The following is a 25,631-nucleotide window of genomic DNA, read 5'->3' on the forward strand; positions in this document are numbered from 1 at the left end:
AAAGTGCCAGAATGCATGACAATAAATCGTTCAAGGAAAGCCCATGAAGTTTCCAGCGTTTGTTCTCTCATTAGCCCTGCTGCCCGTTTCTGCTTTCGCTTCAACAGAAAGCTGTGAAAGTGATAAATACCACAAGTACATCGACGCCTCGCTGACCTGGTATCAGTCACTGGTGCAACTCACCGTTCAAAAGGATCCAGGTTTACAAGAAGTCGGCGATTGGTTTCTCGAAGGTCGTACTCATCATTTTGAGCTGAAACGTGAGGCCGTTGACTGGTATTTAACACACGATAAAAGCCATTTAGATTTATCTCAGTCTGTAGAATCATGGCTGAAGCTAACGCAGCAGGACATTAAAAACCTGTCTGAACAGCAAGGTACACTCGGTGACTATGCGAAGAAAGTGTTCGAAGATCGTCAGGGCGCCCCGCATCCGAAGAACTACGAGCTGCGCAGCGCGTTTGCTGAACTGCTGACCCACCCAGATGACATTGACGAGCCCCTGAAAGCATACAACCAGCAAATGAGCGCCATTGCGGCAACGGTGTGTCAATAAGCCAGCCCCTACCACACCGGACGGATCCCGTCCGGTGATTATCCTCACTGATCACTGCAGACCATGCGTACACTGGGTAGATTTGAGAATTTCTCCAAGACAATCATTCTCATTTCCAGTACATTAGCTGGATTTGCCGACGTTAACGAAAAGTAACAACTGATTATGGCAGTGGAAAACAGACAAGCTGAAGCATCTCTTGAGACTCTGCACCGGATCTTTACAGTACCGGAAGCGCCAGACTCAACACTTGGCCGTATTGAGAAAGAGATCTCTGAAAACCTCAACGCTTTTTTACAAACGCATATTGCGGCACAGGAAAAACCGCTGACAGAAATTGAAAAAGATTTTTCATCAGCAACCGTGCCAGAGCAACCCAGCTTTGTATCGGAGCACACACACTTCCTGCTGAACAAACTGGTCGCACAATCGGTACATACTTCGGCACCGACTTTCATCGGTCACATGACTTCGGCACTCCCCTACTTTTTAATGCCGCTTTCAAAGATCATGATTGGCCTGAACCAGAATCTGGTCAAAATTGAAACGTCGAAAGCGTTCACGCCATTAGAGCGTCAGGTCCTGGGGATTCTGCATAACCTGATCTACGGTGAAACCGAGCCGTTTTATCAGCGATGGATGCACAGTGCGGAACACTCGCTGGGCGCATTCTGCTCTGGCGGTACTATCGCCAATATCACTGCACTTTGGGTCGCACGGAACAATCTGCTGAAGCCAGACGGTGATTTCAAAGGTGTTGCGCAGGAAGGCCTGTTCAGAGCCATGAAGCATTACGGTTATGATGATCTGGCTGTTCTGGTGTCTGAACGGGGTCATTATTCACTGAAAAAAGCTGCGGACGTGCTGGGGATCGGGCGGGAAAATCTGGTCGCGGTGAAAACCGATGCAAACAACCGGATCTGTACTCAGGATCTGGAAGCGGCGATTGAGTCACTCAAAGCCCGGAATATCAAACCCTTCGCGATTGTTGGCGTTGCCGGCACCACTGAAACCGGGAATATCGACCCGCTGGATGCGCTGGCTGACATTGCATTAGCGCACAACTGCCATTTCCATGTCGATGCCGCCTGGGGTGGCGCTACCCTGATGTCAAACGCGTATCGTACGCTGCTGAAAGGAATTGAACGGGCCGATTCCGTCACGATTGATGCCCATAAACAGCTCTATATCCCGATGGGTGCCGGCATGGTGATCTTTAAGAACCCAGCCTTGATGTCTGCTATTGAACATCACGCAGAATACATTTTGCGGAAAGGGTCCAAGGACCTTGGCAGCCATACACTGGAAGGATCACGCAGTGGCATGGCCATGCTGCTCTATGCCAGCCTGAATATCATCAGTCGGCAAGGCTACGAGCTTCTGATCAATCACAGTATTGAAAAAGCGCAGTATTTTGCCGAACTGATCAAAAACGATCCTGATTTCGAGCTGATTTCAGCACCCGAACTTTGCCTGCTGACTTACCGGTATGTGCCGGAAGAGACGCAAAAGGCGCTGGCCTTAGCGAATGATGAAGACAAGCAAGCCATTCATGATGCGCTCAATGACCTCACGCAATATATTCAGAAGCGGCAGCGTGAATCCGGGAAATCTTTCGTGTCGAGAACCCGGTTAATGCCGGAACAATGGGACAGACGAATGACCACGGTCTTCCGTGTTGTGCTGGCCAACCCACTGACCACACCTGACATTTTGAAAGATGTTCTTGCCGAGCAGAAGGAACTGGCACTCACCAGCCAGCAGAGCCTGCCGAAAGTGAAAGCGATCACAGCGAGAATTCTGGCTCAATCCGGGAAAACCACTTCCCCTCACACTTAAGCAAGCACAAAAAAACCGGACAGAAATCAATCTGTCCGGTTGGTTCATGTATCAGTGGAACAAATCAGGCCGATTTGACTTCCTGACCATCTTCAATGCGCTTATGGCCTTCAGTCAGGTGAACAAAATCAACCAGATCATCACCACTGACCTGAAATGCCTGGCCGAAGCCTTTCACAAAAAGCCCCTGCGTCGGTTCCAGACGGAACAGTTTGAAATCTTCCAGGCCACTCAATCCATCAATGATTTCGCCAAAACGCGCTTTCAGCGCCTCGACTCCAGCCTGCCAACGGTCCGTTTCACGCTCAACCAACACAACGTTCGCTTCGAATGTCAGACGGGTACGCGCATAAATGGTTTTCGACGATGCTTCGTCTTCAATCATCATCAAGGACACCTGTGGATTTTCCAGCAGGTTGCGAGCGTGACGTGCAATTTTTGAAATCAGCACATAGTAACCATCTTCAAGTAACGCAAAAGGTGCATAGCTGACATTCGGTTTCCCACCTGCATCGACGGTCGCTAGCTGCACGGTTTGGCATGCTGCACGAAATTCCTGAATTTGAGGACCCAGACGATTTTGCAAACGTTCTTGTTTGACTTCACTCATGACGCTTCTTCTCCAACCACAAAAGCTTGTTTTAACGCATTAAATTTCTCAACCTGAGCCGGAATCAGCTGACGCTTCTCATCACGGCCCAGATAAATTTTGAAAATACACTCACCATTTTCAGCCAGAAAACCAATGAAATAGCTTTCGTTACCACGCATAGGTTTGCTGACCAGCACGACATCAGAAACGCGATCCAGTTTCAAATGACCGTGCATTTCTCCGGCTTTCCCCATCAGATTATAGTAACCGCGGGCTTCTTTCCCTTTCGGGAAAGGGGCTTTGACTTCGAAGATTGACCCCATTGAATGCACAATGGTCGTCATCACTCCCCACTCTGGCAGCATTTCCAAGATTGCCTGGGCATGATGCCCCTGAATCCGAGTCACCAGCTCATCAGGAAATGCCATGATGATCTCGCCCTCGGTTACACCCAGCTCATCAGCCATTAAGACAGCATGCAGGCTTGGGTTTTCGTCTAACATTGTGCCGACTTTTTCTTTTAACTCAGGCAGGCTGAACTTCTCAAACACTTCGTCGTGCTCCTTCCACCGCAATTGCAGCTCCCTGATCTCATGTCAAGGCATCGATCGCACTGCAATCATCAATAAAAATAATGATAATGAATCGTATTTCTGAAAATGATAAGGCCCGACCTGCCCTTTTGCAAATGATAATTGATATTGTTTGACATTCATGGATAATCATTCTTAATTAAAAATAATTATCACTTTTGATAGCGCTCTCGTTTACGAAAATGAGTTGTTTTTCACACTTTATACGCTATTGATATATCTGTTCACACATTGACCAATATGTTGCTGAAATCCTTATATTTCAGTGAAGTGAGGAACCTTTAAATGAAACATGCTGCACTATCCGCCCTTCTCTTTTTGACAACTTCCACCACGGCCTGGGCAGGAGAACGCATCATCAGTGCGGGTTCAGGCATTACTGAACTCATGTATGCCGTTGGCGCAGAAGACCAGATCGTCGCTGTTGACATCACCAGCAAAGCTTATGTCGGTGATGAGGTGCCAAAACTGGGCTATCACAGACAACTCTCCGCTGAAAGTATGATCGCTCTGAATCCTGATCGGGTGCTCGGCTCAGAAGAAATGGGGCCTGAATCAACGCTAAACCTGCTGCGTCAGGCAGGCATCAAGATTGATATTCTGAATTCTGGCGAAACGGTTGAGGATCTGGCGTCCCGCGTCACTCAGGTTGGCGAACTCACCGGTAAACAGGAAGCTGCAAAAACACTGGTAGACACCATTCATCAGCAGGTGTCCGGCATTCAGCAACGCCTGACCGCACAGTCAGATCGTCAGCGGATACTTTTCCTGACCATTCATGGCGGCAGAGCGCCCATGGTAGGCGGACGTCATACAACTGCCGACACCTTGATTCAGCTTGCTGGCGGAATTAATCCTGCCGCAGAACAAATTGAATCCTACAAACCGCTGTCCGCAGAAGCCATGCTGGCCATGCAGCCAGACATCATTCTGCTCAGTACCCATACCAGTCAGTCTATTGGCGGGATTGATGGCCTGTTGAAAACACTGCCACTCCTTGCTGCGACGCCTGCAGGCCAGCAGAAAAAAATAGTTACGATTGATGGCACCGCCCTGATTGGCGGACTCAACTTGAAAAGCCTTGAAGAAGCAGAGCGATTGAATCAAGCGCTCTATGGTCAGTAATTCATGATCACAGTCATCAACCGCGCACGGCGCATCATCTGGCAACGTATTCCGGCAGCATATCTGATGCCGCTGATCATGGGGCTGTTATTGTTTGCGTCGGTCGCCTCTATCCTTGTCGGGCCGATGTCCATCCACGTCGCAGATGTGCTCTGGGCGCTGCTCCCGGGAAAAGGAACCGTTGCCCCACATATTGAGCTGATTATTCAACAAGTCCGTCTACCCCGGACACTGCTTTGCATTGCAATTGGTGCGATTCTTGCGCTGTGTGGGGCCATCATGCAAGGCTTATTCCGCAATCCACTGGCCGATCCGGGCATTATTGGGGTTGCGGGGGGCGCCAGTCTCGGGGCTGCAATGGCCATCGTCTTGTTCAGCGGCCTTGCCGTCTCCTACCCGCTCCTGCTGACACTCGGCACCGTTCCGGCGTTCGCGTTCATCGGCGGTGTTGTGACCACCTGGGTCGTTTACCAGCTGGGAACAGACCGCTCCGGGACTTCAGTCACCGTCATGTTGCTGGCAGGCGTCGCGATTGGTGCGCTATCAGGTGCTGCATTAGGGCTGCTGAATTTCTACGCCGATGATCAAGCGCTCCGGGATTTATCTCTGTGGACGATGGGATCACTTGCTGGCGCGACCTGGCCCGGGATTTCGTTAGCCTTTTCAACGCTGGCCATCCTGTTCTGGCTTTTTAACCGTCGCGCCAGCGCACTGAATGCACTCTTGCTGGGCGAAGCCGAAGCCAAGCATCTGGGCATTCATGTCCAACAGCTCAAACGGCTGCTGATTCTACTCTGTGCAGCAGGTGTTGGCGTCGCGGTTTCATTATCCGGGGTGATCGGTTTTGTCGGCTTGATTGTGCCGCACCTCGGACGAATGCTTGCTGGCCCAAATCATAAAACATTACTGCCCTTGTCCGCATTGCTGGGTGCATTGATCCTTTTGATTTCAGATATGCTTGCCCGTGTTGTGGCCGCTCCAGCAGAACTTCCCGTTGGGATTATCACCGCCCTGATCGGGGCGCCCTTCTTTATTGCGCTGCTGATGAAACAGCGAGGTCGCTTACAATGATTCACCATGTTGTTCGTCAACGTTCTAAGCCAACAGCGGGAATGCGCTCGGCCATTTCAGCGGAAGGGCTCCACCTCAGTCTGGGCGGTAAAACCTTACTCGACAATTTAAGTATCAGTTTCCACGGCGGTGAACTGACAGCTTTGTTGGGTCCAAATGGTGCGGGTAAAAGTACACTGCTCAAAGTCTTATGTGGTGAAGTCCAGTCCAAAGGCGATGTATATTTTTTTGGGGAAAAGCGACAACAATGGGCACCGGCAGCTCTGGCAAAACATTTAGGTGTGCTGCCACAACATAGCAGCTTGTCGTTTGGTTTTACGGCACAAGAAGTTGCAGAATTAGGCACGATGCCCTTGGGGTTAAAGCAGAATGACAGTCAGCGTCTTGCACAGAAAATGATGACAAATGTCGGGATTGCGCATCTTGGCCAGCGTTTATACCCCACGCTTTCTGGCGGTGAAAAACAGCGCGTTCATTTTGCCCGTGTGCTTGCACAGCTCAGTGAAGCCGGGGAACGTTGTGTCCTGATGCTGGACGAACCCACCTCGGCTTTGGATCTGGCGCACCAGCACAGTTGTCTTCGGCTCGCAAAAGAAAGGGCAGCTCAGGGCGCAGCCGTCATTCTGGTGATCCATGATCTCAACCTGGCCGCCGAATATGCCGACCGGCTTGTTCTGCTCAATCAAGGGAAGATTCAAGCCGATGGCGATGCCTGGCATACGCTGACCGCAGAAAACATTCAGTCTGTTTATGGGTCACCCGTGATGATAGAATCTCATCCCCGCGGCCATTTTCCTGTTGTGCTTTCGGCATAAGATCAACCCACAGGCATCAATTCGGATGCCTGAATTCATTTCAGATCATCTCTTTCACTGCCCACCAGTGCAATCGTTGCAGCTCATTATTGAGCTTCATCAAGATTCATTCGACTGATCAAGAGAAACGTTGCACTGTGCGAGAGTCCTTGTAAAATGTGATCGCAAGCGATTAACCTATGAAACGAAGAGTAATAGACAAGGTCAGACTTCTTATCTGGTGTCATGTATTGTAAGCACCGGGGCTGAGCCTCACTTTTTCCGCCGCTTTCTGATGCAGAAGCGGCGTTTTAGCGTCTGGCTGAAATTCAGGTATAAACCGGCCCACAGGGTATACAGACACCCTTGGCCTGATGACTAGAAGAATAATTATGGCAACGATTAAAGATGTTGCGCGTATGGCTGGTGTGTCCACGACCACAGTCTCACACGTAATCAATAAAACACGCTTCGTGGCAGAAGCAACCCAGAAGAAGGTTCTGGCTGCAGTAGAAGAACTGAACTACGCACCCAGTGCCGTCGCGCGCAGCCTGAAATGTAATACCACCAGCACCATTGGCATGCTGGTGACAAAATCCACCAACCCGTTCTTTGCAGAGTTGGTGCATGGCGTTGAAGAGTACTGTTACAAAGCAGGTTACACACTGATTCTGTGTAACACCGAAGGAAACCTCGCGAAGCAGAAAGATTATCTGCGGATGCTGTCTGAGAAACGGGTCGACGGCTTGCTGGTGATGTGTTCGGATCTGGATGATCAATTGCTGGAACAGCTGGAAAGACAGCGTGATCTGCCCATGGTCATCATGGACTGGGGCCCTGCTCGTCCGAAATGCGATAATATTCAGGATAACGCCGAACTCGGTGGCTATCTGGCGACCCGTCATTTTATTGACAATGGCCATACGCTCATTGGTTGCCTTTCCGGCCAGACCGACAAGTCGACCTGTCGTGAACGATTAAAGGGCTTCCGGAAAGCCATGAGTGAGTCAGGGCTCCCGGTCAATGAAGACTGGATTATTGAAGGTGACTTCGAGTGCGAATCTGCTGTAGATGCTGCGAAAGTCTTTATCGCGATGGAAAACCGCCCGACGGCGATTTTCTGCTTTAACGATATCATGGCCATGGCGCTCATCAGTACTTTTGCACAGGCAGGGATCAACGTACCGGAAGATGTTTCCATCATTGGTTATGACAATATTGATCTGACGCCCTATTTTTCCCCGCCTCTCACGACAATTCACCAACCCAAACGCCGTTTGGGTAAAACCGCAGTGGAAATCTTAATGGAGCGCGTGAAAGATAAGAATCATGCCTTTCAAACCTTTGAAATTAATCCGGAACTGGTGATTCGTCATTCGGTAAAGACAATTTCAAATAAGAAATAAACGATATAACTTCAAGTCGAACAAAAAATAGCCAATAATTATCCCTCTATTGGCTATTTGTATATGGAATATTACTACCACATGTAGGAATTTTCGGAATAAAGTCTTACTTTTTGTAATTTAAGGACGACTTTTATTGGGATAAATCTCACAATTTTTTGTGCGATCAATATCAAACCGAACTTATTGATATATGATTAAACAGTCACGAACAAGGCAAACCATTTGAAAGGATGGGACGCAAAGCTTCCGGCCTAAAAGCAATGACTTAGTGACAATGTTATTGCTCATGGTAGCGGGGTTGCCGATGGATGAAGTGAAGGTTTTGGACTAATTTTGTCATTCCTATGACAAAAGGTTCATAATCTTATGCACAATTGAATCCACGCTCCGTTGTTTGGTGACTTCTTTTTTGAATTTCATCACCGAGAAAAGAAGCATGGACAAACCACTACTGAAAGATTCAATTCGTTTATTTGAGAAATTTGGTCAAATAAAATCTCGCTCAATGTTTGGCGGGTTTGGTATTTTCGCAGGCGAAACGATGTTTGCCCTGGTTGTAAACGATAAGCTGCACCTTCGTGCAAATGCGAAAAACGAAGAAGCCTTCAAGCAAGCTGGCCTGAAACCGTACGTTTATCAAAAGCGCGGTTTTCCTGTCGTCACAAAACACTACGCCATTCCAGATAATTGGTGGGATAACACAGCAATTATTTTGGAACATGCGGAACGTTCTCTGAATGCTGCTCAGGCAGATAAAGAGAAAAAGATGCAGGCGAGTCCGAATCGCATTAAAGATCTGCCAAACCTTCGACTGGCCAACGAGCGCATGCTGAAAAAAGCAGGCATCAGCTCTGTTGACCAATTATTCGAAGTGGGTGCAATTGGTGCGTTTCAGGCACTACAGGAATCTCATCACGAATCTTTGAGTCTGGATTTGCTCTGGGCGCTGGAAGGTGCAGTCAGTGGTAAACACTGGTCTGTCATTACGCCACAACGCCGAAATGAGTTGCTCTCGAAACTGGAATCTCCTGTTTCAAGCGCTCACCACTAAGATTATTTCATCACGCTGTTTCCCCTGCGTGGTTTGAAATGACCTGCCCTACAGCCCTGACATCTGTCAGGGCTGTGTAAAAGGCAGACGCCAGTCACAAACATTAATAACAAGACACTCAGTTAACTTTTCTTCAGCCTCGCCGCCTTTAGAATGTATATTTTTACATCAGCAGAGAGGTCAAATGCGCTCATCTATCCCCTTTCCGGGCCAAAACGACAACATCTTCAGAGATAAATTCCACAAATGGCCAAAACTGATGCGTTATTTAGTGCTGGTCAGTCTGCTCCCCGCAGCATTTCTGCTGATTGTTTCTCAAATGACGGCTGATGACCAAAGTTTACAGGCGCCTTGTCTGATCGCTGCCAGTTTTAACGTTGCGCTCTTCTGCTGGGGCATGGTTCTGAAACTGAAGGCTCGTAAGTACTGGTATCGTCAATATCACATCGGAAAAACCATGTTGGTTGCCCTGTTACCCGTCCTGGTCAGTACTTATCTGATCCTGAATTCTGTGTCCCCTGAAGCCGTTGCCAGCCAGCCTTTGAGCCGCTCTGTTCAGATTTCAATCAACTAAACACTTTCTCTGCCTCAATCGCACTAAAATTGAAATTTGTCTAATATGACTCGGTCGGTATTTGAAACGACCAGTCCGGAGAATTCAGGTGCGTGTATCTCCCAGAAACCGTTACTCAATATTGATTCGCCCATTACTGTGGCTGCAGAAGCGCCATTTTGGACAACCGCTGAATCCGGCACTCTTATGGGGCCGGCGCCCGGTACTTTTCTATCTTGTGGCCAGTTTCTTCGGATATCTGGATCGCAAAGGCTCCCCGTTGTCAGCTGTCATGCGCTCTTTAGTCTGTGTTCGGGTGTCACAATTGAACAACTGTGCTTTCTGCGTGGATGCGAACGGCATGCGGTTGGCTGAACGGTGCCATTCTGTCGAGAAAATACAGGCGCTTGCCGAATGGCAGCAAAGCCCACATTTTGACGAACAAGAACAAGCCGTTCTGGTTTATACAGAAGCCATGACTGTCACTGGTAATAAAGTTACTCAACAAATGGTTGATACACTCCGGAAATGGTATGACGACGATGCGCTGATTGAACTGACAGCACTAGTCAGTTTTCAGAACCTGTCGGCTAAATTTAACACCGCACTGGATGTCCCCGCACAGGCATTTTGTTCGATTCCATTGGAATCCACAGCACCCACAGAAAACCAAAACTCACAGCAAACACACAACACGAGCAAGGATTCATGAAAGATATTAAAAAGCCACTGTTATTGGCGATGATCGCAGCCGCGATCATCGCTTGGTTTGCTTTCGATTTGGGAGCTTACTTCACGCTGGAACAGGCAAAAGCGTATCAGCATTCACTGCAGCAAAGCATTGCTGATCAGCCCATCTTCTCCAGTGCCATTTTCTTTGCTGTCTATGTTATTGTCACCGCACTTTCCTTCCCCGGCGCTGCTGTGATGACACTTCTGGGTGCAGCGTTATTCGGATTCTGGTGGAGCCTGTTCCTGGTGTCTTTTGCCAGTACTCTGGGTGCAACACTGGCATTCCTGGCAAGCCGCTTTCTGCTCCGGGAATGGGTTCAGCAACAATTCGGACGCCGGTTGGGTGCGATCAATCAGGGGGTTGAAAAAGATGGACCTTTTTACCTGTTTACACTACGCCTGATTCCGGTTTTCCCGTTCTTTCTGGTCAACCTGCTCTTGGGGCTTACCCCAATGCGCGCCAAAACGTTCTACTGGGTCAGTCAGCTCGGAATGCTGCCTGGAACAGCGGTCTATCTGAACGCAGGGACCCAGCTCGGTGAAATCCAATCCTTGTCCGGACTGATCTCTTTCCCGGTTCTGGTCTCTCTGGTGCTTTTGGGGATATTCCCTTTTCTGGCCAAAGCGGTCATGGCTTTCATTCAGCGTCGCCGCGTGTATCAGAACTGGCAGCGTCCGAAAACCTTTGATCAGAATCTGGTGGTGATTGGAGCAGGTGCCGGCGGTTTGGTGAGTGCCTATATTGCTGCCGCTGTCAAAGCCAAAGTCACCCTGATCGAAAAACACCAAATGGGGGGAGACTGCCTGAATACCGGCTGTGTTCCTTCAAAAGCGCTGATCCGTGCAGCCCACACCATGCATACCATCACCCGCAGTCCTGAATTTGGCATTGATACCGCACAACCTCAGGTGGACTTCGCCGCGGTGATGAAGCGCATCCACGGCGTCATTCAGTCCATCGAACCTCATGATTCCGTCGAACGTTACACTAAATTGGGCGTGAATTGTATTCAGGGAGAAGCCCGGATTTTATCTCCCTGGGAAGTTGAAGTGAACGGCACCCGAATCACAACACAGCATATGGTGATTGCCACAGGCGCTCGACCTGTCGTGCCGCCTATTCCGGGGATTGAATCCGTCAACTATCTGACTTCGGATACACTCTGGTCGATCACTGAACAGCCCAAACGACTGCTGGTACTCGGTGGTGGTCCGATTGGCTGCGAGCTGGCACAAAGCTTCCAACGCTTAGGCAGTCAGGTCACGCAGGTAGAAATGGCCGATCAGTTGCTGGTCCGGGAAGATCCGGATGCGGCCGCACTGGTGTTCGACAGCCTGCAGCGCGATGGGGTGGATATTCGCCTGCGCCACAAAGCAGTTGAATTCAGAACCCAAGAAACGGCAGAAGGAAAAGAACAATGGGTCGTGCTGGAAGACAGCCAGGGCCAGCATCATGATGTGCAGTTCGATGCGGCAATCCTAGCGCTGGGCCGCGCGGCGAATGTGACAGGCTTTGGCCTTGAAACACTGGGCATTACCCTGAGTCCCCGCAAAACCATCGAGATCAACGAGTATCTCCAGACAAATTATCCCAACATCTACGCGGTTGGCGATGTCGCTGGTCCTTTCCAGCTGACCCACGCAGCGGGTCATCAAGCCTGGTATGCTGCCGTGAACAGCCTGTTTGGCCGTTTCAAAAAATTCAAAGCGGATTACCGTGTCCTGCCCGCCGTCACCTACACTGCACCAGAGGTAGCCAGAGTCGGTCTGAACGAGAAAGAAGCCGCTGCGCAAGGACTGGAAGTTGCTGTCACCACCTATGGGATTGATGATTTAGATCGCGCAATTGCCGACGGAGAAGACTATGGTTGGGTGAAGGTCTTGACGCCAAAAGGGAAAGACACCATCCTCGGCGCGACCATTGTTGGGAATCAGGCCGGTGAACTGCTTGCAGAATTTACACTGGCCATGAAATATGGTCTGGGCCTGAATAAAATTTTAGGGACAGTGCACCCTTACCCAACCATGAGCGAAGCCAATAAATATACAGCAGGTGTGTGGAAACAAGCCCACAAACCGGAGCGAGTGCTGCGCTGGCTTGAGAAATTCCACAACTGGCAACGGGGCGCTTCAGATGCAAGCGACCACCCGCAGAAAGCGACCATTGCCGATAAGCAAACACACGTGCAGGAAAAATAAGGAACAGAAATGAAGCAGACATGGATCGCCCTTTGTTTGGCCGTTGCAGCAGCCATCCCCGGGATGGCTGCTGCTGCAGAACAAAAGCAATCTGCCAGCAACATGAGCTGGCAGGAAATCGAGCAACAAGCGCGCGGACAGACGGTCTTTTTCAACGCCTGGGGCGGCAGCCAGCCCATTAACAGCTATCTGCGCTGGGTCGCCCGCGAAGTGAAAAGCCGTTACGGTATCACGTTGAATCATGTCAAAGTTGCCGATATTGCAGAAACCTCGCAACGGTTACTGGCAGAAAAAGCAGCCGGAAAAGCCAGTGGCGGCAGTGTCGATCTGGTTTGGATTAATGGTGAAAACTTCCGGACCCTCAAAACCAATGATCTGCTGGACGGCCCTTTTGTGGCCAAGCTACCAAACTGGAAACGGGTCGATAAACGGTTACCTGTTTATGAAGATTTCACCGAACCCACCGACGGTCTGGAAGCCCCTTGGGGCATCGGTCAACTGGTTTTCATTCATGACACTCTAACGCTGAAAAATCCACCAGCCAGCTTTACCGAACTCCTCAGTCTTGCAAAAGCTTTTCCGGGAAAAGTGACTTATCCGCAGCCACCTGCGTTTCACGGGACCAGTTTTCTGAAAGCAGCCTTGATCGAATTATCCAACGCAGACCCGGCACTATATGAACCCATTGATCCTGCTGCAGATCAGGCGAAATTTGACCGAATTACCGCCCCACTCTGGCGCTATCTGGATCAACTGCATCCGGTAGCCTGGCAGCAGGGCGAACGCTTTCCAGGCAGCGCCACGGAAATGCTGCAGTTACTGGATGACCGCCAATTGCTGGTTGCGATCACCTTTAACCCCAATGAAGCCAAGGCAGCCATTCTACGTGGCGAGCTCCCGGAAACCGCACAAACCTTTGCATTCGAACAAGGCGCTCTGTCCAACATTCATTTTCTGGCGATCCCCTGGAATGCCAGCGCGAAAGCAGGCGCACGCGTGGTCATCAATTTCCTGATGAGCCCTGAAGCCCAGGCCAGAAAAGCCAACAGTCAAATCTGGGGGGATCCGTCCGTGTTAACAACCGATGCGTTCAGCGGTGCTGACGAAGCGCAGACGTTCGAGTTATTCCGCGCGATTGCCGAACCACACCCAAGCTGGCAGACCGCCCTTGAAACTGCCTGGCAACAACGCTATGGGCATTAAGTCAGCCCGGCAAGCCGATATTTTGTTTGAAAAGAGTCACGTTGCAATATGTTGTATTTGTTGTTTATTGCCACGCTAATCCTGTGCTGCCTGCCATTGCTGCCCGGATTATTCGGGATTCTCTTGCCCGCATTTTTCTGGCAACCCGGCACAGGATTTCATTCACCGGACCTGCAGGCTGTGCAGATGATGCTGGCCTGGCCCGGTTTGCCGACCTCCGTCGGGCTCACGTTGGCTTCAGGTATCCTCAGCACACTGATGGCTATCCTCTTTACCTTTCTGATCCTTCAGAAAAGCTGGGGAACCACACGCTGGCACCGGCTGGAGTCGTGGCTCTCACCTGTCCTGGCGATCCCGCATGTCGCTTTTGCCATCGGATTTGCGTTCACTTTCTCTTCAACAGGTATGCTCGCCCGCCTTCTCACCGCATTCGGTGTGGACACTGAGTCTTTCCATCTGATTCAGGATCCTCTGGGGATCGGGCTGACACTGGCACTCGCCATCAAAGAAACACCCTTCCTGCTGCTGATGAGTTTATCCGTGCTGCAACAACTCAATATCGAGCGTTTGCTGGCTGCCGGAAACGGATTAGGTTACAGCAGCACAACAGTGTGGCTCAAAGTGATCCTGCCGCAATGGTTGCCCCGGATGCGGTTGCCCGTCTATGCGGTACTGGCTTACGGACTGTCTGTGGTCGATATGGCCATGATACTGGGCCCCAACCGACCACCGACATTTTCAGTGTTGGTTTGGCAATGGTTCAATGATCCGGATATCAGTCTGATGCCCAGAGCTGCAATGGGCGCCCTTGGCTTATTAACGCTGGGGATGCTGTGCATTGCTGTTTTCCGATGTCTGGAATGGCTGATTTGCCACGGCTATCCGCATTGGCAATTCAGCGGGAAGCGGGTCCACCGTCTGCCGGGCAGGACGCTGCACTGGCCGCTGATCCTCGTCCCGTTCACGGTGATCCCGGTATTGCTGCTGTGGTCTCTCAGCTTACGCTGGCGTTTTCCGGACATACTTCCCAGCCAGATGAGCGTGCGATTCTGGCAACAGGAAACAGCGTTCGTCACCGAGCTTGCAACCACCAGCGTTCTGCTGGCGGTGATCAGTACCCTGATCGCGTTACTCCTGGCCATCGGCTGTCTCGAATTCAGAGACAAAACCGGCATCGGCCTCCCCAGTTGGCTGATTGCGATGCCCATGGTGCTGCCGCAGGTCTCGCTGCTGTTTGGCATTCAAGTCTCCACTTATCTGGTGCCCGGACAACATTACGTGGTCTGGGTGGTCTGGAGCCATGTGCTGTTTGTCTTCCCGTATCTGTATTTAGCGCTGGACGGTCCGTGGCAGACTTACGACTGCCGTTACACACAAACCGCCAAGAGTCTGGGATATTCAGCCATGGCAGCCTGGTGGCAGGTCAAACGTCCGATGCTGATGCCAGCCATTTGTCTGGCTGTTGCGGTCGGTTGCAGTGTCAGTCTGGCGCAATATCTGCCCACACTCAGCCTGGGTGCCGGACGCATCAGTACGCTCACAACAGAAGCCGTTGCACTGGCCAGCGGGCAGGATCGGCGCATCAGCGCAATTTACGGTTTACTGCAAGGCCTGGTGCCGTTTCTGATCTTTGTCGCTGCCATGCTGGCCAACCGCTTTTATCAGTCGAAAATGACTGCTCACCCATCAACAAGGAAGCCTGCACCTGATGTGCTTATCCGTGAAAAACCTCACTATTAATAACGGGGGCAAAATTTTACTGAAGTCGCTCTCGTTTTCTGTGCCGCCAGGGCAGATTCTCACCCTGATGGGGCCGAGCGGATGCGGTAAATCCACCTTGCTGAATGTGATTGCCGGGCACAGTGCACCGGACACACAGGCAGATGGCCAGATCCGTCTGAACGATCAGGACATACACCCGTTAGCGCCCGAACAGCGCAGGATTGGCCTCCTTTTTCAGGATGATCTGCTTTTTCCTCATCTGAATGTCTGGCAAAACCTGGCCTTCGGCCTGCCGCCCCAAGTGAAGAAAGCGACACGTCAGGCAAAAGCCATGGAAACGTTACACACCCTTGGTCTGTTGGATTTAGCGCTGGCTCATCCTGATCAGATCTCAGGCGGTCAGCGTGCCCGCATCAGTTTAATGCGTTGTTTGCTGGCCGAACCCGATGCGCTTTTACTGGATGAACCTTTCAGTAAACTGGATAAAACCCTGCGGGTACAATTTCGGGATTTCGTATTTCAGCAAATCCGACAACAAAACATACCGGCACTCATGGTGACCCATGATCAGGATGATGTGCCCCCCGAAGGACAATTATTGCACTGGCCCGAGCAACAGAGTGAGAATGGCGATGCTTGACCGTTACGCAATACAGCTGATTCGGCTGCCTTTAAATCAATTCGGAAAACTGCTGAATAAAAGCCCTTTCAGCGCCAACCAGATCACGGTAGCAGGGTTTGTCATCGGCCTGCTGGCATTACCGGCCCTGGCTTTACAGCAATATTGGCTGGCACTGATTCTGATCCTTCTGAACCGGCTGTTCGATGGTCTGGACGGGGCTCTGGCGCGGCGAAGAGGGATTACCGACTGCGGGGGATTTCTAGACATTACTTTAGATTTTCTGTTTTATTCGCTCATCCCTTTTGGCTTTGTCCTGGCTCAACCGGAACAGAATGCTGTCGCAGGGGCATTCTTAATCTTTGCCTTCGTCGGCACAGGTTCCAGCTTCCTGGCATTTGCCATTATGGCCAGCAAGCGTCAGATTGAGAATCCGGTGTACCAGCACAAATCATTGTTCTACCTGGGTGGATTAACGGAAGGCAGTGAAACCATCGCTTGTTTTGTCCTGTTCTGCCTGCTGCCTGAGCACTTTGCGCTCATTGCGTGGATCTTTGGCTCCTTATGCTGGATCACTACAGCGACCCGAATCTGGGCGGGTTATCAGACACTCAAACCAGCCAACGAATAAGTTTTCCCCCATAAAAAAGCTGCTCTTCCCGAGCAGCTTTCTCTTCACTGACACAGCGTCCTGTTAACTGAAGGCTGGCAGTTGCTGATGCTGTTTAACCAGACGACTGTGAAATTTGTTGATCTCAATTTCAATGGCGTCGTAACTGCTTTTCATCAGTTCTCCTAAAAATGCAGGAGAGTCCGGATTCTGACTTTGCAAAAATGCAGCCAGCAGTTTCACATCATCCGGTCTGGGCCGGTAGCTCAGGTTCGGAAAAGCGTGATAGATATAGTCAATCGCCGTAGCCAACTTCACGTGATTGTCTTTAATATTCTGATCCATAGTCATTCTTTTGTGTCTTATTGGATTTAACGCAGGGCATCCTAAAGACTCTGAATGAAAGAATTATGACTTAGCGCATCTTTGATGACGATAATTCTCTGATTGAGCAAATTTCATTCAGAATTCAGCCCCCTGCCTCACCCTCAGACTAAGCGTACACAGACAAAAAGAGATTAAGTCGGACCAGTGCTAACGCATCCATTCCTGATGAAGTTGTTGACTGTCTCCCAAATATTGCAATAACCAATTTAATGCCGGGTTCAGGCTTGCTTTATTCCAGGCTAAACAACAGGGACTCACCGGGGGTGAATGCGGCAAGAGTCGGCTCACCAGCACGCCTTCCTTCAGTTTTGGCATCGCCATATGCTCCGGCACCACGCCAATACCTAAGCCGGCTTCCAGACACTGAAACGCACTCGACCAGTCTGGTACCATGACCCGACGCTGATTGTTCATCAGCCATGTAGTTCGTTTCGGTAAGACACGGGACGTATCTTCAAGGCAAATCGCGGGATACTTGGCCAGCTCAGCTTCATCCAGCGTGTTCTGGCACTGAATCAGCGGATGATCAGGGGACATCACAAACACCCAGTTGAGGCTGCCCATATCCCGGTAATCAAAATCACCACTCACCGGAATCGCTGCAGTGGCACCAATCACAAGATCCGCCCGGCCATCTGCCAGCGCATCCCAGACCCCGTTGTAAACTTCCATCGTCAAATGCAATTCAACATCTGGAAACGCCTGATAAAAATCCCGGACCATGGTGCTCACCCGGCTCTGGCGAACCACGGTATCCAGTGCAACCGAGACATTTTCAGCCCAGCCATTGGCAACCCTTTGTGTCTGGTGTTTGATGAGTTCCATGTGTTTTATCAGTTGCCGGGCTTCTTCAACGAAATAGCGCCCTGCTGGCGTCAACGCGACCTGACGGTGATGACGTTCGAACAATTCAACCGCTAATTTTTCCTCCATTAAACGAACGGTGTAGCTGATTGCACTGGGGACTTTGTGTAATTCTTCAGCAGCAGCCGAGAAACTGCCACGCCGGGAGACGACATCAACGACCTGTAAATCATTGAAAGAAAACATATTTATCTCGCTTACAATCGAGTAAAGTTCACATCAAAATTTTTGAAGGCAATGGTGAAATTTTAGCGTTTCACAGCACAAAACACCAAGATTAAAATCTGAAACACAATGTTTTAACTGGTTTAAATAAAATGACGACAAAACCATCCGTCACCACACTTGTTTGGTTTGCCTTACTCAGTATGCTGGGCTTCCTAGCAACAGATATGTATCTGCCTGCTTTCAGTGCGATGCAGACAGATTTAGGCACTTCGTCGAGCCTGATTGGCATGACGTTAAGCATCTTTTTACTTGGCATGGCTGTCGGTCAGCTGATTTACGGCCCGCTGTCCGATCGTCTGGGACGGAAGAAGGTCCTGCTGGGCGCGATGTTCCTGTTCAGTGTGGCAACCGTTGGCTGTGCCATGGCTCCGAATGTCGAAATCCTGCTGGCGTTTCGTTTCCTTCAGGCGCTGGGGGCCTGTAGTGCCACCGTCCTGTGGCAAGCCATTGTGATCGATCGCTATCAGGGCAAAGTCGCTGAAAAGGTGTTTGCCACAATTATGCCGCTGGTTGCCCTGTCACCCGCCCTTGCACCATTGGTGGGTGCAGCGATTCAGTCCCACTTTGGCTGGCGTGCCATCTTCCTGAGCCTGATCCTGCTTGGTGCCGTCCTCGCACTCATGACCGCATGGCAGCCGGAAAGCGCAGCCAAAAAAGACAAGCAGGAAAAAATGCTGTCTGAAATGGCTGTGAACTATCGCTCTCTGCTCAAGTCAAAAAAATTCATCGGTAATATGATGATTTTTGCCGCTTGCTCGGCTGCATTCTTTGCCTATCTGACCGGCTCTCCTTTTGTCATGTCTTCCATGGGTTATTCCAGCGAAGATATCGGGTTGAGTTATGTGCCACAGACAATTGCCTTCCTGATTGGCGGCTACGGCTGTCGTGCGCTGCTGGGCCGGACTGAAGGGAAGAAAATTCTGCCATGGCTGCTGAAACTGTTCATTGGCAGTGCGCTGGTGATTTTGGTGATTACCGTTCAGACCCAACCTGACACCATCTGGCCCATTCTGATCCCTTTCTGCTTTATTGCGATTGCCAATGGTGCCATCTACCCGATTGTGATCAGCAAGGCGCTGGAAGATTTCAAACACTGCAGCGCAACGGCAGCTGGCCTGCTGAATTTCCTGCAAACCATGGGTTGTTTTGCAGCCAGCTCGCTTGTGGCAGCATACGCAGAAAAAGGATTGGATATTGTCGCTTACGGGATTGCCGGTACCTGTGTCTTTGTTCTGGCCGGTTTTGCGCTGGTGATGAAAAGTCAGGCCGCAGAAACCCGCGAAGCAGCCACCGCCATCAGTTCATGATTCACTGATTCGCGTCGTGCTTACGTCCCCCCTCTTCATATACCCGGTAACCTCAGGATACTGGGTATATTTTTTTCCTCTGCCAGAAGATCGTCTATTGTTCATCAGAGAATCATAAAAACTCACAGGACTTTTTTGTGATATCCATATGCAGGTTTCTATACGCACTGACTGGATATCTGCTCTGTCATGGATGATATATGAAGAGAAATCTACTCCATTTCCGGAAACGCCAACTCTTGCTCGTCCCCCTGATAGTCCTTATTGCTCTGTTTGTTATTTTCAGCGGGCTATGGATAGTTTCCGCTGCACAGCCAGTCGATACTGCGTCTTCCTCACTTGCTGTGACTGAGCAGAATGTCACCTACGCCTATCACCGGATTGCAGAAGAATGGAAAAATGCCAGCGATCTGCATGCCTTTCTGAATCAGTTCAGTGTGAACCATTTCATCCTCAATAACCTTTATTCTCAGGAAAAACTGCAAAAATTCACCCTGTTCTCTTTAATCTCTTTTGGTTTCCTGATTGGCTGTTTACTGCTGGCCTGGCATTTACACAAAGCGCTCAGACATGAGCGCCGACTCAAAGCTGAACTCCATGATATGGTGCGAAAGTATGGTCATGTGCTGAAGTACGCGCCAGATGGCATGGTCATTCTGAGTCAGGACAATCGGATTGTGACCCTGAACCAGTCGGCCTGCCAGATTCTGGGAACAGAAGAAAACGAGGCAAGCAACACACATATTGAAGATCTGCTTCTGGATCCGAAGGCCAAAGCGCAAGTGCAGGATTTACTGGAACAAGTCCACCAAGCCATGCGCCAGGGAGATAACCAGCCCGTCAGTACGCAAATCACTTTGCGTGTAAACCCTCCCCAGCACCTTGAGATCATTGCAACTGAAACGACCTATCTCGACGGGAACGAGTTACTGCTGAATATCCGTGACATCACCTCTTGGGTTGAACGTGAAGAGAAGCTGAAAAGTATGTCACGCGCACTCGAACAAAGTGATGATTCGATCATCATTACCAATGACAGAGGCATCATTGAGTATGTGAATCACAGCTTTGAGAAAATCAATGACATGCAAGCCAACGAGTTGATCGGCAGCGACGCCGCGCATCTGATCCTGGCCACGTTACAAAGTCCGAGCGAACTGGAAAAACTGCAGCAGCAATTAGTCCGCGGTCAAACGGTCAACCGCATCATTTCGCTTCGCAAAAAAGACAACAGCCTGCGATATCTGGAAAAAAGGATCTCACCGATTCGTAACAACCGCGGCAAAATCAGCCACTACATTACGACAGGCAAAGATATTACCGAGCGCGTACTCTTTGAAACCAAGCTGGAAAAGCTGGCGCACTTTGATTTACTGACTCAGCTTCCCAACCGTCTGATGCTCAAAAGACACATCGACATGCTCAGGAAGCAGCCGTCAGCTGTCCAAATGGGGCTGATGACGCTGAATCTGGATCGCTTTAAGCAGATTAACGAATCCCTCGGCCACGATACGGGGGATCAGGTACTGATTGCTGTCAGCCAGCGTCTGCAAAATACTTTGCGGGAACACGATATTCTTGCCCGGCTGGGCAGTGATGAATTTGCGATTCTGGTGGTTTCAGAACAGAGATTTCCGGTGCTGGAACAACTTGCCGAACGGATTCTGGATCAGCTTCATGAGCCTTTTGTGATCGACAACAAAGAAGTCGTCGTGGGTGCCAGCATCGGTATCACGTATTGTGAACAGGAAGAAACCAGCAGCGAGGATTTACTCCGCCAGGCCGACATCGCGCTCTACAAAGCCAAGGATAAAGGCCAACAACATCAGTATCGGGTCTATAACCGGCAGATGGGCCTCAACAGTGTGAAACGGCTGGAGATGGAGGCACAGTTACGACAATCTTGTGGCTCAGACCGGTATCAGTTTTACTATCAGGGCCGCTTTGATTCACAAAACCGCAAACTTTGTGGCGTTGAAGCCTTGCTGCGCTGGCACAACGATGCGGGAGAAATGCAGTCTCCGACAGAGTTTATCCCTATTCTTGAAACCACGGGCCTCATCGTTGATGTGGGTGAAGCCATGATTCATCAGGCTTGCAAACAACTCCGCCAATGGCAGTTACAAGGCCACTGGCTGCATTTTGCGCTGAACATTTCTGCCCGGCAATTACTGAATTCGGATATCGTGTCAACCATCCAGAGATCCATCCAGATCAACCGATGTGACCCAAGCTATCTGGAGCTGGAAATCACTGAAAGTGTGCTGATGTCTGATGTGAAACAGGCACTCAGCAAACTACGTCAGTTGAACGCGCTGGGCGTCAGAATCGCGATTGATGATTTCGGTACCGGTTACTCATCTTTGGCCTATTTAAGCCGGTTTCCCATTCAAATCCTGAAAGTCGATCGGGAATTTGTCCGTGATCTGCCGATTAACCGGGAATCAGTCACCATCACCAATGCGATTGTTGAACTGGCACATAACCTGAACATTCGCGTGGTTGCGGAAGGTGTCGAAAATCAGGGGCAGGCCGATTTTCTGGCCAGTATAGGTGTGGAAGAATTTCAGGGCTTTCTGTATTGTCAGCCACTACCCGTGGCGCAGTTTGAAACTGAATTTTTAACCGCTGCGCTCGATCTCAAACGCCACTCGATTTCCTGATCTGAAGCAGCAGGGATTCGAAACTTTGCGCAAAAGCGTCGTGAATCTGCTTTGCCATTCGATGGCAGCGGTTTACAATATTCCGCCCAGCCAAGAGGAGGCCGCCATGGACTTTAGTGATTATCTGGACAATGTGCTCAAGCAACGCCAGCAGCAAGCCAAACAGCCAGCCCAATCCAAGCAGCAACCCCTTTGGGTTCAGCAACGTCAGGAAGATAAAACCAGTCAGAGTCTGGCCCGAGATGCGCTGGCAAAAGCTCAGGAAGATGCTTCTGAACGTGCGGAACAAGAATCCAAAGCACTTCACGTTCGCTTAAATGGCCGTTACCTCACCGCAGAAGAAGCACAAGCCAAAACAAAGCTGCAAACTCAGGCTGCACCGGCAAACCCAGATCGCATTGCTTACATTCAGTCGCTCAAAAAAACGCTGCGCAGTAAAAAATACAAAGGCAATTGATTCTGTGATGATCCATCGCTGAGCCAGTGATGGATAGCAGCCCTCTGAATACTTCCCCTTGCTTGGCTGCTTTGTTCTGACGCTGAGCACACCTTTGTGACAACGTCACTTTAAATAACCTTCCTTTCCCTCAATTTTCGGGCTGACTCGCTTGAAAGTGGCACGATTCGACTATCCTTAACAAGGTGCTGCCGTACTTTAGACTGCAAGGATTGCAAAAAGCAGCATCAATCTCCGACCTGAAGCCATATCAGATGCATATGGATAAGAATTAAAGGAGAAAAAGCAGGGCTTTCATTCACGTAAACTATGGAGTGACAAACATGTTAGGTGAAAATCACGCACTCTTCATTGAGTTCCCCGAGATGCAGGAAAGAATCACAGAACTGAAGTCGCAGGATGAAAACTTCAAAGCCATGTCCGACCGATATCACGAACTTGACCACAAAATCCGGGGACTGGAATGCACCAATATTCCGACCGAAGACCACCACTTCACCCAACTGAAAATGGAACGTTTACAACTGAAGGATAAGCTTCACAGCATCCTGACGAATTAATCAGACATTGAGGTACCCACCCAGGAAATCGACCCTGTCTTCACCTTCACGCCATGGAGGTGAAGACATCAGCACCGAACCATCTTCCGAGTTGAACACCCCATTTGTAACAAAACATTACCCTTCGATATTTCTTCAACATTTATTGATAGAATCCGCGCCTTTATCAAGAAATGCATCTTTTTTTGATTATTATCAAAAATTGTTTAACGAATGAAGCAGTTAGCTTTTCCGCAATAGAGAGTCCTATGAAAACATTTGATCGTGCCAAGCAAATCCTGCTGGCAGGCTTCTGTATTAACCTATGTATGGGCATTTTGTATGCCTGGAGTGTGTTTAAGAAAGCGCTGGTTGTCGATCTGGGCTGGTCAAATGCCGACGCATCACTTCCCTACACCGTCGCCATTATTACCTTCTCTCTGTCCCTGTTAATGGCGGGTATTCTGCAGGATAAAATTGGTCCCCGGAAAGTTCTGCTGTTAGGAACCACCATGGTTGGCCTTGGCATGATGATCTCCAGTTTTGCCACCACCCCACTGATGCTGGTGCTGACGTTTGGTGTCCTGACCGGTTGTGGTATCGGGTTTGGTTATGCCTGTTTAAGCCCTTCGGCCATGAAATGGTTCCACCCGTCGAAAAAAGGCATGGTGAATGGCCTGATCGCTGCTGGTTTTGGTCTGGCAGCTGTGTATCTTGCGCCCCTGACCGCTTCGCTGATTGCTGGCTACGGCATCAACCAAAGCTTCCTGATCCTGGGTGTTGCCGTGCTGCTGATTGCCGTACCACTGGCCTGCACGATCTCTAACCCACCAGCAGGCTATCAGCCTGAAGCACCCGCCAGTACGGATGCAAAAGCTGCGCAGGCACCGAGTGTGGATATCACTTGGCGCGGCATGGTCAAGACACCTCAGTTTTACTCTCTGTGGGTGATGTATGCGTTCGCTTCAGCGGCGGGCCTGATGATCATTGGTAATATCACTTCGATTGCAGCGGCACAGGCAGATTTGTCAGACGCTGCGTTTCTGGTGGTGATTCTGGCGGTTTTCAACTCAGGCGGCCGGATTGTTGCTGGAATGCTGTCCGACAAAATCGGTGGTGTGAAAACCCTGCTGATCGCCTTCGTGATGCAAGCCATCAACATGGTGATGTTTGCTACCTTTGACAACGAGTTCAGCATGATGGTTGGCGCGGCTGTTGCCGGTGTGGGTTACGGTACGTTGCTGGCGGTATTCCCATCCATTACGGCAGATTTCTACGGCCTGAAGAACTACGGTGCAAACTATGGTGTACTCTACACGGCCTGGGGTGTGAGTGGCTTCATTGGTCCTGTGGTTGCTGCTGTTGCCGTCGACATGACAGGCACTTACACGCTGGCTTACACCGTGTGCTCCGCCATGCTGGGTGTTGCTGTGCTGCTGGCACTTATCACCAAACCCGTAAACGCACAGGCGCTGCAACAAAAATTAGCGACCGCTGCTTAACAACAAGCAACCCGAAAACACGAAGCACAGCCACTGGCTGTGCTTTTTTATGGGTTCATATTCTGAAGCCAAAAAAAACCCGATACCAACAAGATATCGGGTAAACAAATAGTGGTGAAAATGTTCCTAACGGGAACAGGATATGCGCTATTCAGTACCACGGCTGAAGACTGTGCGATTGGCTTAACAACAATCTTCATGGGTACTCTGGTAGCAAATAGTTAAGGCGTCCAATTTTTGGTTTGATTAAACATTTTTTCAATATAATCACTGATGTTGCTGATTCAAGGATGAATGATTGTGACAGGCGAGAGTAAATGCAACAATGCGCCTAACCTACGGCACATTTTTCAACTCAAGGATAAGAGGAATTTATTTTGCTGACGACACTCTTGCTCTACTGCATCGCTTCATTTACCGTGACCGTCATTCCGGGACCGACCATGCTGTTGTCTCTGTCGAACGGTGTGAGTAAAAACAAGAAAATTGTACTTTATGGCATTTTAGGAGCAGCTCTCTCTGATGCGATTCTAATCAGTGCTGCCGGACTGGGGCTGGGGGCATTAATGGCGGCTTCTGAAACCCTCTTTCTGACCGTGAAGTATTGTGGCGTTGCTTATCTGCTGTGGCTGGCATACCAGTTGTGGCGCAGTACACCTTCAGCCAGCGCGTTGACAGCAGACAAACTCAAAAGCGCACAAGCACACAGCCCTGCTGCAGCGTTCCGGCGCAGCCTGTTCGCGGCCCTATCTAACCCTAAGGGGCTCCTGTTCTTCGGCGCTTTTCTTCCTCAGTTTCTGGATTTAACCATGCCGGTTTTGATGCAATACATTCTTTTCGCAATTGCTACCATCGTGATTGACGTCACTGTGATGCTAGTTTACGCAGCTGCAGGTTTCCAGGCGGCAAAGTATTTATCGGTCAGTCGCCTGAAATCACTCAACAAAACATGCGCTTCCGTGTTACTCGCCATGGCATCTGGCTTGGCTTTTTTCAGACAAACATCCTGAGCTTAT

At 50.0% G+C, this 25,631-nt stretch carries 24 protein-coding genes and 1 riboswitch; of the genes, 20 read left to right on the plus strand and 4 right to left on the minus strand.

Annotated features, from left to right (window positions below; translation table 11 throughout):
- Nucleotides 1-43 precede the first annotated feature (43 nt).
- Nucleotides 44-556: a hypothetical protein gene (locus tag Q4579_RS04425; RefSeq protein ID WP_303561934.1), complete on the plus strand. Its 513-nt coding sequence runs from the start codon at nt 44-46 to the stop codon at nt 554-556.
- A gap of 165 nt (nt 557-721) precedes the next feature.
- On the plus strand, nt 722-2,395 hold the full coding sequence (gene panP, locus Q4579_RS04430) for a pyridoxal-dependent aspartate 1-decarboxylase PanP (RefSeq protein WP_303561936.1): 1,674 nt from the start codon (nt 722-724) through the stop codon (nt 2,393-2,395).
- Nucleotides 2,396-2,459: 64 nt separating this feature from the next.
- On the opposite strand, the gene hutZ is transcribed toward panP, so the two are convergent.
- Nucleotides 2,460-3,005: a heme utilization protein HutZ gene (hutZ, locus tag Q4579_RS04435; protein WP_303561937.1), complete on the minus strand. Its 546-nt coding sequence runs from the start codon at nt 3,003-3,005 to the stop codon at nt 2,460-2,462.
- On the minus strand, nt 3,002-3,490 hold the full coding sequence (gene hutX / locus Q4579_RS04440) for a heme utilization cystosolic carrier protein HutX (protein ID WP_303562184.1): 489 nt from the start codon (nt 3,488-3,490) through the stop codon (nt 3,002-3,004). Before hutX ends, hutZ begins: the two co-directional genes overlap by 4 nt.
- A gap of 375 nt (nt 3,491-3,865) precedes the next feature.
- On the opposite strand from hutX, the gene Q4579_RS04445 reads away from it, so the two are divergent.
- The 12 genes from Q4579_RS04445 to Q4579_RS04500 all read left to right on the plus strand — a co-directional run bounded on the left by Q4579_RS04445 (nt 3,866) and on the right by Q4579_RS04500 (nt 16,689).
- Nucleotides 3,866-4,705: a hemin ABC transporter substrate-binding protein gene (locus Q4579_RS04445; protein WP_303561939.1), complete on the plus strand. Its 840-nt coding sequence runs from the start codon at nt 3,866-3,868 to the stop codon at nt 4,703-4,705.
- A 66-nt stretch (nt 4,706-4,771) separates the two neighbouring features.
- Nucleotides 4,772-5,776 (plus strand): iron ABC transporter permease, encoded by a 1,005-nt coding sequence (locus Q4579_RS04450; RefSeq protein ID WP_303562185.1) that lies wholly within the window; start codon nt 4,772-4,774, stop codon nt 5,774-5,776.
- A complete protein-coding gene (locus Q4579_RS04455; RefSeq protein WP_303561941.1) occupies nt 5,773-6,591 on the plus strand; it encodes a heme ABC transporter ATP-binding protein in 819 nt (272 codons plus the stop codon). Before Q4579_RS04450 ends, Q4579_RS04455 begins: the two co-directional genes overlap by 4 nt.
- 371 nt (nt 6,592-6,962) lie before the next feature.
- Complete coding sequence (locus tag Q4579_RS04460; protein ID WP_303561943.1) at nt 6,963-7,976, plus strand: substrate-binding domain-containing protein; 1,014 nt, start codon at nt 6,963-6,965, stop codon at nt 7,974-7,976.
- 205 nt (nt 7,977-8,181) lie between these two features.
- Nucleotides 8,182-8,285, plus strand: a riboswitch (cyclic di-GMP riboswitch).
- A 130-nt stretch (nt 8,286-8,415) separates the two neighbouring features.
- Complete coding sequence (locus tag Q4579_RS04465) at nt 8,416-9,030, plus strand: TfoX/Sxy family DNA transformation protein (protein WP_303561946.1); 615 nt, start codon at nt 8,416-8,418, stop codon at nt 9,028-9,030.
- A gap of 184 nt (nt 9,031-9,214) precedes the next feature.
- Nucleotides 9,215-9,604 carry a hypothetical protein gene (locus Q4579_RS04470; protein WP_303561947.1) on the plus strand — a complete coding sequence of 130 codons (390 nt, stop codon included), beginning with the start codon at nt 9,215-9,217 and terminating at the stop codon, nt 9,602-9,604.
- An 88-nt stretch (nt 9,605-9,692) separates the two neighbouring features.
- The gene (locus Q4579_RS04475; protein ID WP_303561949.1) at nt 9,693-10,295 is read left to right on the plus strand and encodes a carboxymuconolactone decarboxylase family protein; all 603 of its coding nucleotides are present in this window, start codon (nt 9,693-9,695) and stop codon (nt 10,293-10,295) included.
- The gene (locus Q4579_RS04480; RefSeq protein ID WP_303561950.1) at nt 10,292-12,514 is read left to right on the plus strand and encodes an FAD-dependent oxidoreductase; all 2,223 of its coding nucleotides are present in this window, start codon (nt 10,292-10,294) and stop codon (nt 12,512-12,514) included. Before Q4579_RS04475 ends, Q4579_RS04480 begins: the two co-directional genes overlap by 4 nt.
- A gap of 63 nt (nt 12,515-12,577) precedes the next feature.
- Entirely contained in the window at nt 12,578-13,717 is a 1,140-nt protein-coding gene (locus Q4579_RS04485; protein ID WP_303562186.1) for an ABC transporter substrate-binding protein, read from the plus strand.
- A 48-nt stretch (nt 13,718-13,765) separates the two neighbouring features.
- Nucleotides 13,766-15,457, plus strand: coding sequence for an ABC transporter permease (locus Q4579_RS04490; protein WP_303561951.1), 1,692 nt, complete (start codon nt 13,766-13,768; stop codon nt 15,455-15,457).
- Nucleotides 15,426-16,079: an ATP-binding cassette domain-containing protein gene (locus Q4579_RS04495; RefSeq protein WP_303561953.1), complete on the plus strand. Its 654-nt coding sequence runs from the start codon at nt 15,426-15,428 to the stop codon at nt 16,077-16,079. The genes Q4579_RS04490 and Q4579_RS04495 overlap by 32 nt, the downstream gene beginning before the upstream one ends.
- Nucleotides 16,072-16,689, plus strand: a complete 618-nt coding sequence (locus Q4579_RS04500) for a CDP-alcohol phosphatidyltransferase family protein (protein ID WP_303562187.1) — start codon at nt 16,072-16,074, stop codon at nt 16,687-16,689. Before Q4579_RS04495 ends, Q4579_RS04500 begins: the two co-directional genes overlap by 8 nt.
- A 63-nt stretch (nt 16,690-16,752) precedes the next feature.
- On the opposite strand, the gene Q4579_RS04505 is transcribed toward Q4579_RS04500, so the two are convergent.
- Both Q4579_RS04505 and punR read right to left on the minus strand, forming a co-directional pair.
- Complete coding sequence (locus tag Q4579_RS04505; RefSeq protein WP_303561956.1) at nt 16,753-17,013, minus strand: hypothetical protein; 261 nt, start codon at nt 17,011-17,013, stop codon at nt 16,753-16,755.
- Nucleotides 17,014-17,202: 189 nt separating this feature from the next.
- Nucleotides 17,203-18,105 carry a DNA-binding transcriptional activator PunR gene (gene punR, locus Q4579_RS04510; protein ID WP_303561958.1) on the minus strand — a complete coding sequence of 301 codons (903 nt, stop codon included), beginning with the start codon at nt 18,103-18,105 and terminating at the stop codon, nt 17,203-17,205.
- 131 nt (nt 18,106-18,236) lie between these two features.
- Between punR and punC the strand changes: the two genes are divergently transcribed.
- From punC to Q4579_RS04540, 6 genes are all read left to right on the plus strand, one after another.
- The gene (punC, locus tag Q4579_RS04515; RefSeq protein ID WP_303561961.1) at nt 18,237-19,454 is read left to right on the plus strand and encodes a purine nucleoside transporter PunC; all 1,218 of its coding nucleotides are present in this window, start codon (nt 18,237-18,239) and stop codon (nt 19,452-19,454) included.
- A gap of 200 nt (nt 19,455-19,654) precedes the next feature.
- Nucleotides 19,655-22,117 carry a bifunctional diguanylate cyclase/phosphodiesterase gene (locus Q4579_RS04520; RefSeq protein ID WP_303561963.1) on the plus strand — a complete coding sequence of 821 codons (2,463 nt, stop codon included), beginning with the start codon at nt 19,655-19,657 and terminating at the stop codon, nt 22,115-22,117.
- Nucleotides 22,118-22,223: 106 nt separating this feature from the next.
- The gene (locus tag Q4579_RS04525; RefSeq protein WP_303561965.1) at nt 22,224-22,574 is read left to right on the plus strand and encodes a hypothetical protein; all 351 of its coding nucleotides are present in this window, start codon (nt 22,224-22,226) and stop codon (nt 22,572-22,574) included.
- Nucleotides 22,575-22,897: 323 nt separating this feature from the next.
- On the plus strand, nt 22,898-23,134 hold the full coding sequence (locus tag Q4579_RS04530; RefSeq protein WP_303561967.1) for a YdcH family protein: 237 nt from the start codon (nt 22,898-22,900) through the stop codon (nt 23,132-23,134).
- Nucleotides 23,135-23,382: 248 nt separating this feature from the next.
- Entirely contained in the window at nt 23,383-24,615 is a 1,233-nt protein-coding gene (locus Q4579_RS04535) for an OFA family MFS transporter (RefSeq protein WP_303561968.1), read from the plus strand.
- Nucleotides 24,616-24,992: 377 nt separating this feature from the next.
- Nucleotides 24,993-25,625, plus strand: coding sequence for a LysE family translocator (locus tag Q4579_RS04540; RefSeq protein WP_303561969.1), 633 nt, complete (start codon nt 24,993-24,995; stop codon nt 25,623-25,625).
- Nucleotides 25,626-25,631 lie beyond the last annotated feature (6 nt).

Source organism: Photobacterium sp. 1_MG-2023 (assembly GCF_030547945.1).
Lineage (GTDB): Bacteria > Pseudomonadota > Gammaproteobacteria > Enterobacterales > Vibrionaceae > Photobacterium.

Coding starts and splice junctions, on each gene's coding strand:
- hutZ (WP_303561937.1), bottom strand. CDS start 3,005: ATGAGTGAAGTCAAACAAGAACGTTTGCAAAATCGTCTGGGTCCTCAA.
- Q4579_RS04425 (WP_303561934.1), top strand. CDS start 44: ATGAAGTTTCCAGCGTTTGTTCTCTCATTAGCCCTGCTGCCCGTTTCT.
- Q4579_RS04470 (WP_303561947.1), top strand. CDS start 9,215: ATGCGCTCATCTATCCCCTTTCCGGGCCAAAACGACAACATCTTCAGA.
- Q4579_RS04480 (WP_303561950.1), top strand. CDS start 10,292: ATGAAAGATATTAAAAAGCCACTGTTATTGGCGATGATCGCAGCCGCG.
- Q4579_RS04495 (WP_303561953.1), top strand. CDS start 15,426: ATGTGCTTATCCGTGAAAAACCTCACTATTAATAACGGGGGCAAAATT.
- Q4579_RS04535 (WP_303561968.1), top strand. CDS start 23,383: ATGAAAACATTTGATCGTGCCAAGCAAATCCTGCTGGCAGGCTTCTGT.
- Q4579_RS04465 (WP_303561946.1), top strand. CDS start 8,416: ATGGACAAACCACTACTGAAAGATTCAATTCGTTTATTTGAGAAATTT.
- hutX (WP_303562184.1), bottom strand. CDS start 3,490: ATGTTAGACGAAAACCCAAGCCTGCATGCTGTCTTAATGGCTGATGAG.
- Q4579_RS04455 (WP_303561941.1), top strand. CDS start 5,773: ATGATTCACCATGTTGTTCGTCAACGTTCTAAGCCAACAGCGGGAATG.
- Q4579_RS04500 (WP_303562187.1), top strand. CDS start 16,072: ATGCTTGACCGTTACGCAATACAGCTGATTCGGCTGCCTTTAAATCAA.
- Q4579_RS04490 (WP_303561951.1), top strand. CDS start 13,766: ATGTTGTATTTGTTGTTTATTGCCACGCTAATCCTGTGCTGCCTGCCA.
- Q4579_RS04460 (WP_303561943.1), top strand. CDS start 6,963: ATGGCAACGATTAAAGATGTTGCGCGTATGGCTGGTGTGTCCACGACC.
- Q4579_RS04450 (WP_303562185.1), top strand. CDS start 4,772: ATGCCGCTGATCATGGGGCTGTTATTGTTTGCGTCGGTCGCCTCTATC.
- Q4579_RS04520 (WP_303561963.1), top strand. CDS start 19,655: ATGAAGAGAAATCTACTCCATTTCCGGAAACGCCAACTCTTGCTCGTC.
- punC (WP_303561961.1), top strand. CDS start 18,237: ATGACGACAAAACCATCCGTCACCACACTTGTTTGGTTTGCCTTACTC.
- punR (WP_303561958.1), bottom strand. CDS start 18,105: ATGTTTTCTTTCAATGATTTACAGGTCGTTGATGTCGTCTCCCGGCGT.
- Q4579_RS04530 (WP_303561967.1), top strand. CDS start 22,898: ATGTTAGGTGAAAATCACGCACTCTTCATTGAGTTCCCCGAGATGCAG.
- Q4579_RS04445 (WP_303561939.1), top strand. CDS start 3,866: ATGAAACATGCTGCACTATCCGCCCTTCTCTTTTTGACAACTTCCACC.
- Q4579_RS04525 (WP_303561965.1), top strand. CDS start 22,224: ATGGACTTTAGTGATTATCTGGACAATGTGCTCAAGCAACGCCAGCAG.
- Q4579_RS04505 (WP_303561956.1), bottom strand. CDS start 17,013: ATGGATCAGAATATTAAAGACAATCACGTGAAGTTGGCTACGGCGATT.
- panP (WP_303561936.1), top strand. CDS start 722: ATGGCAGTGGAAAACAGACAAGCTGAAGCATCTCTTGAGACTCTGCAC.
- Q4579_RS04485 (WP_303562186.1), top strand. CDS start 12,578: ATGGCTGCTGCTGCAGAACAAAAGCAATCTGCCAGCAACATGAGCTGG.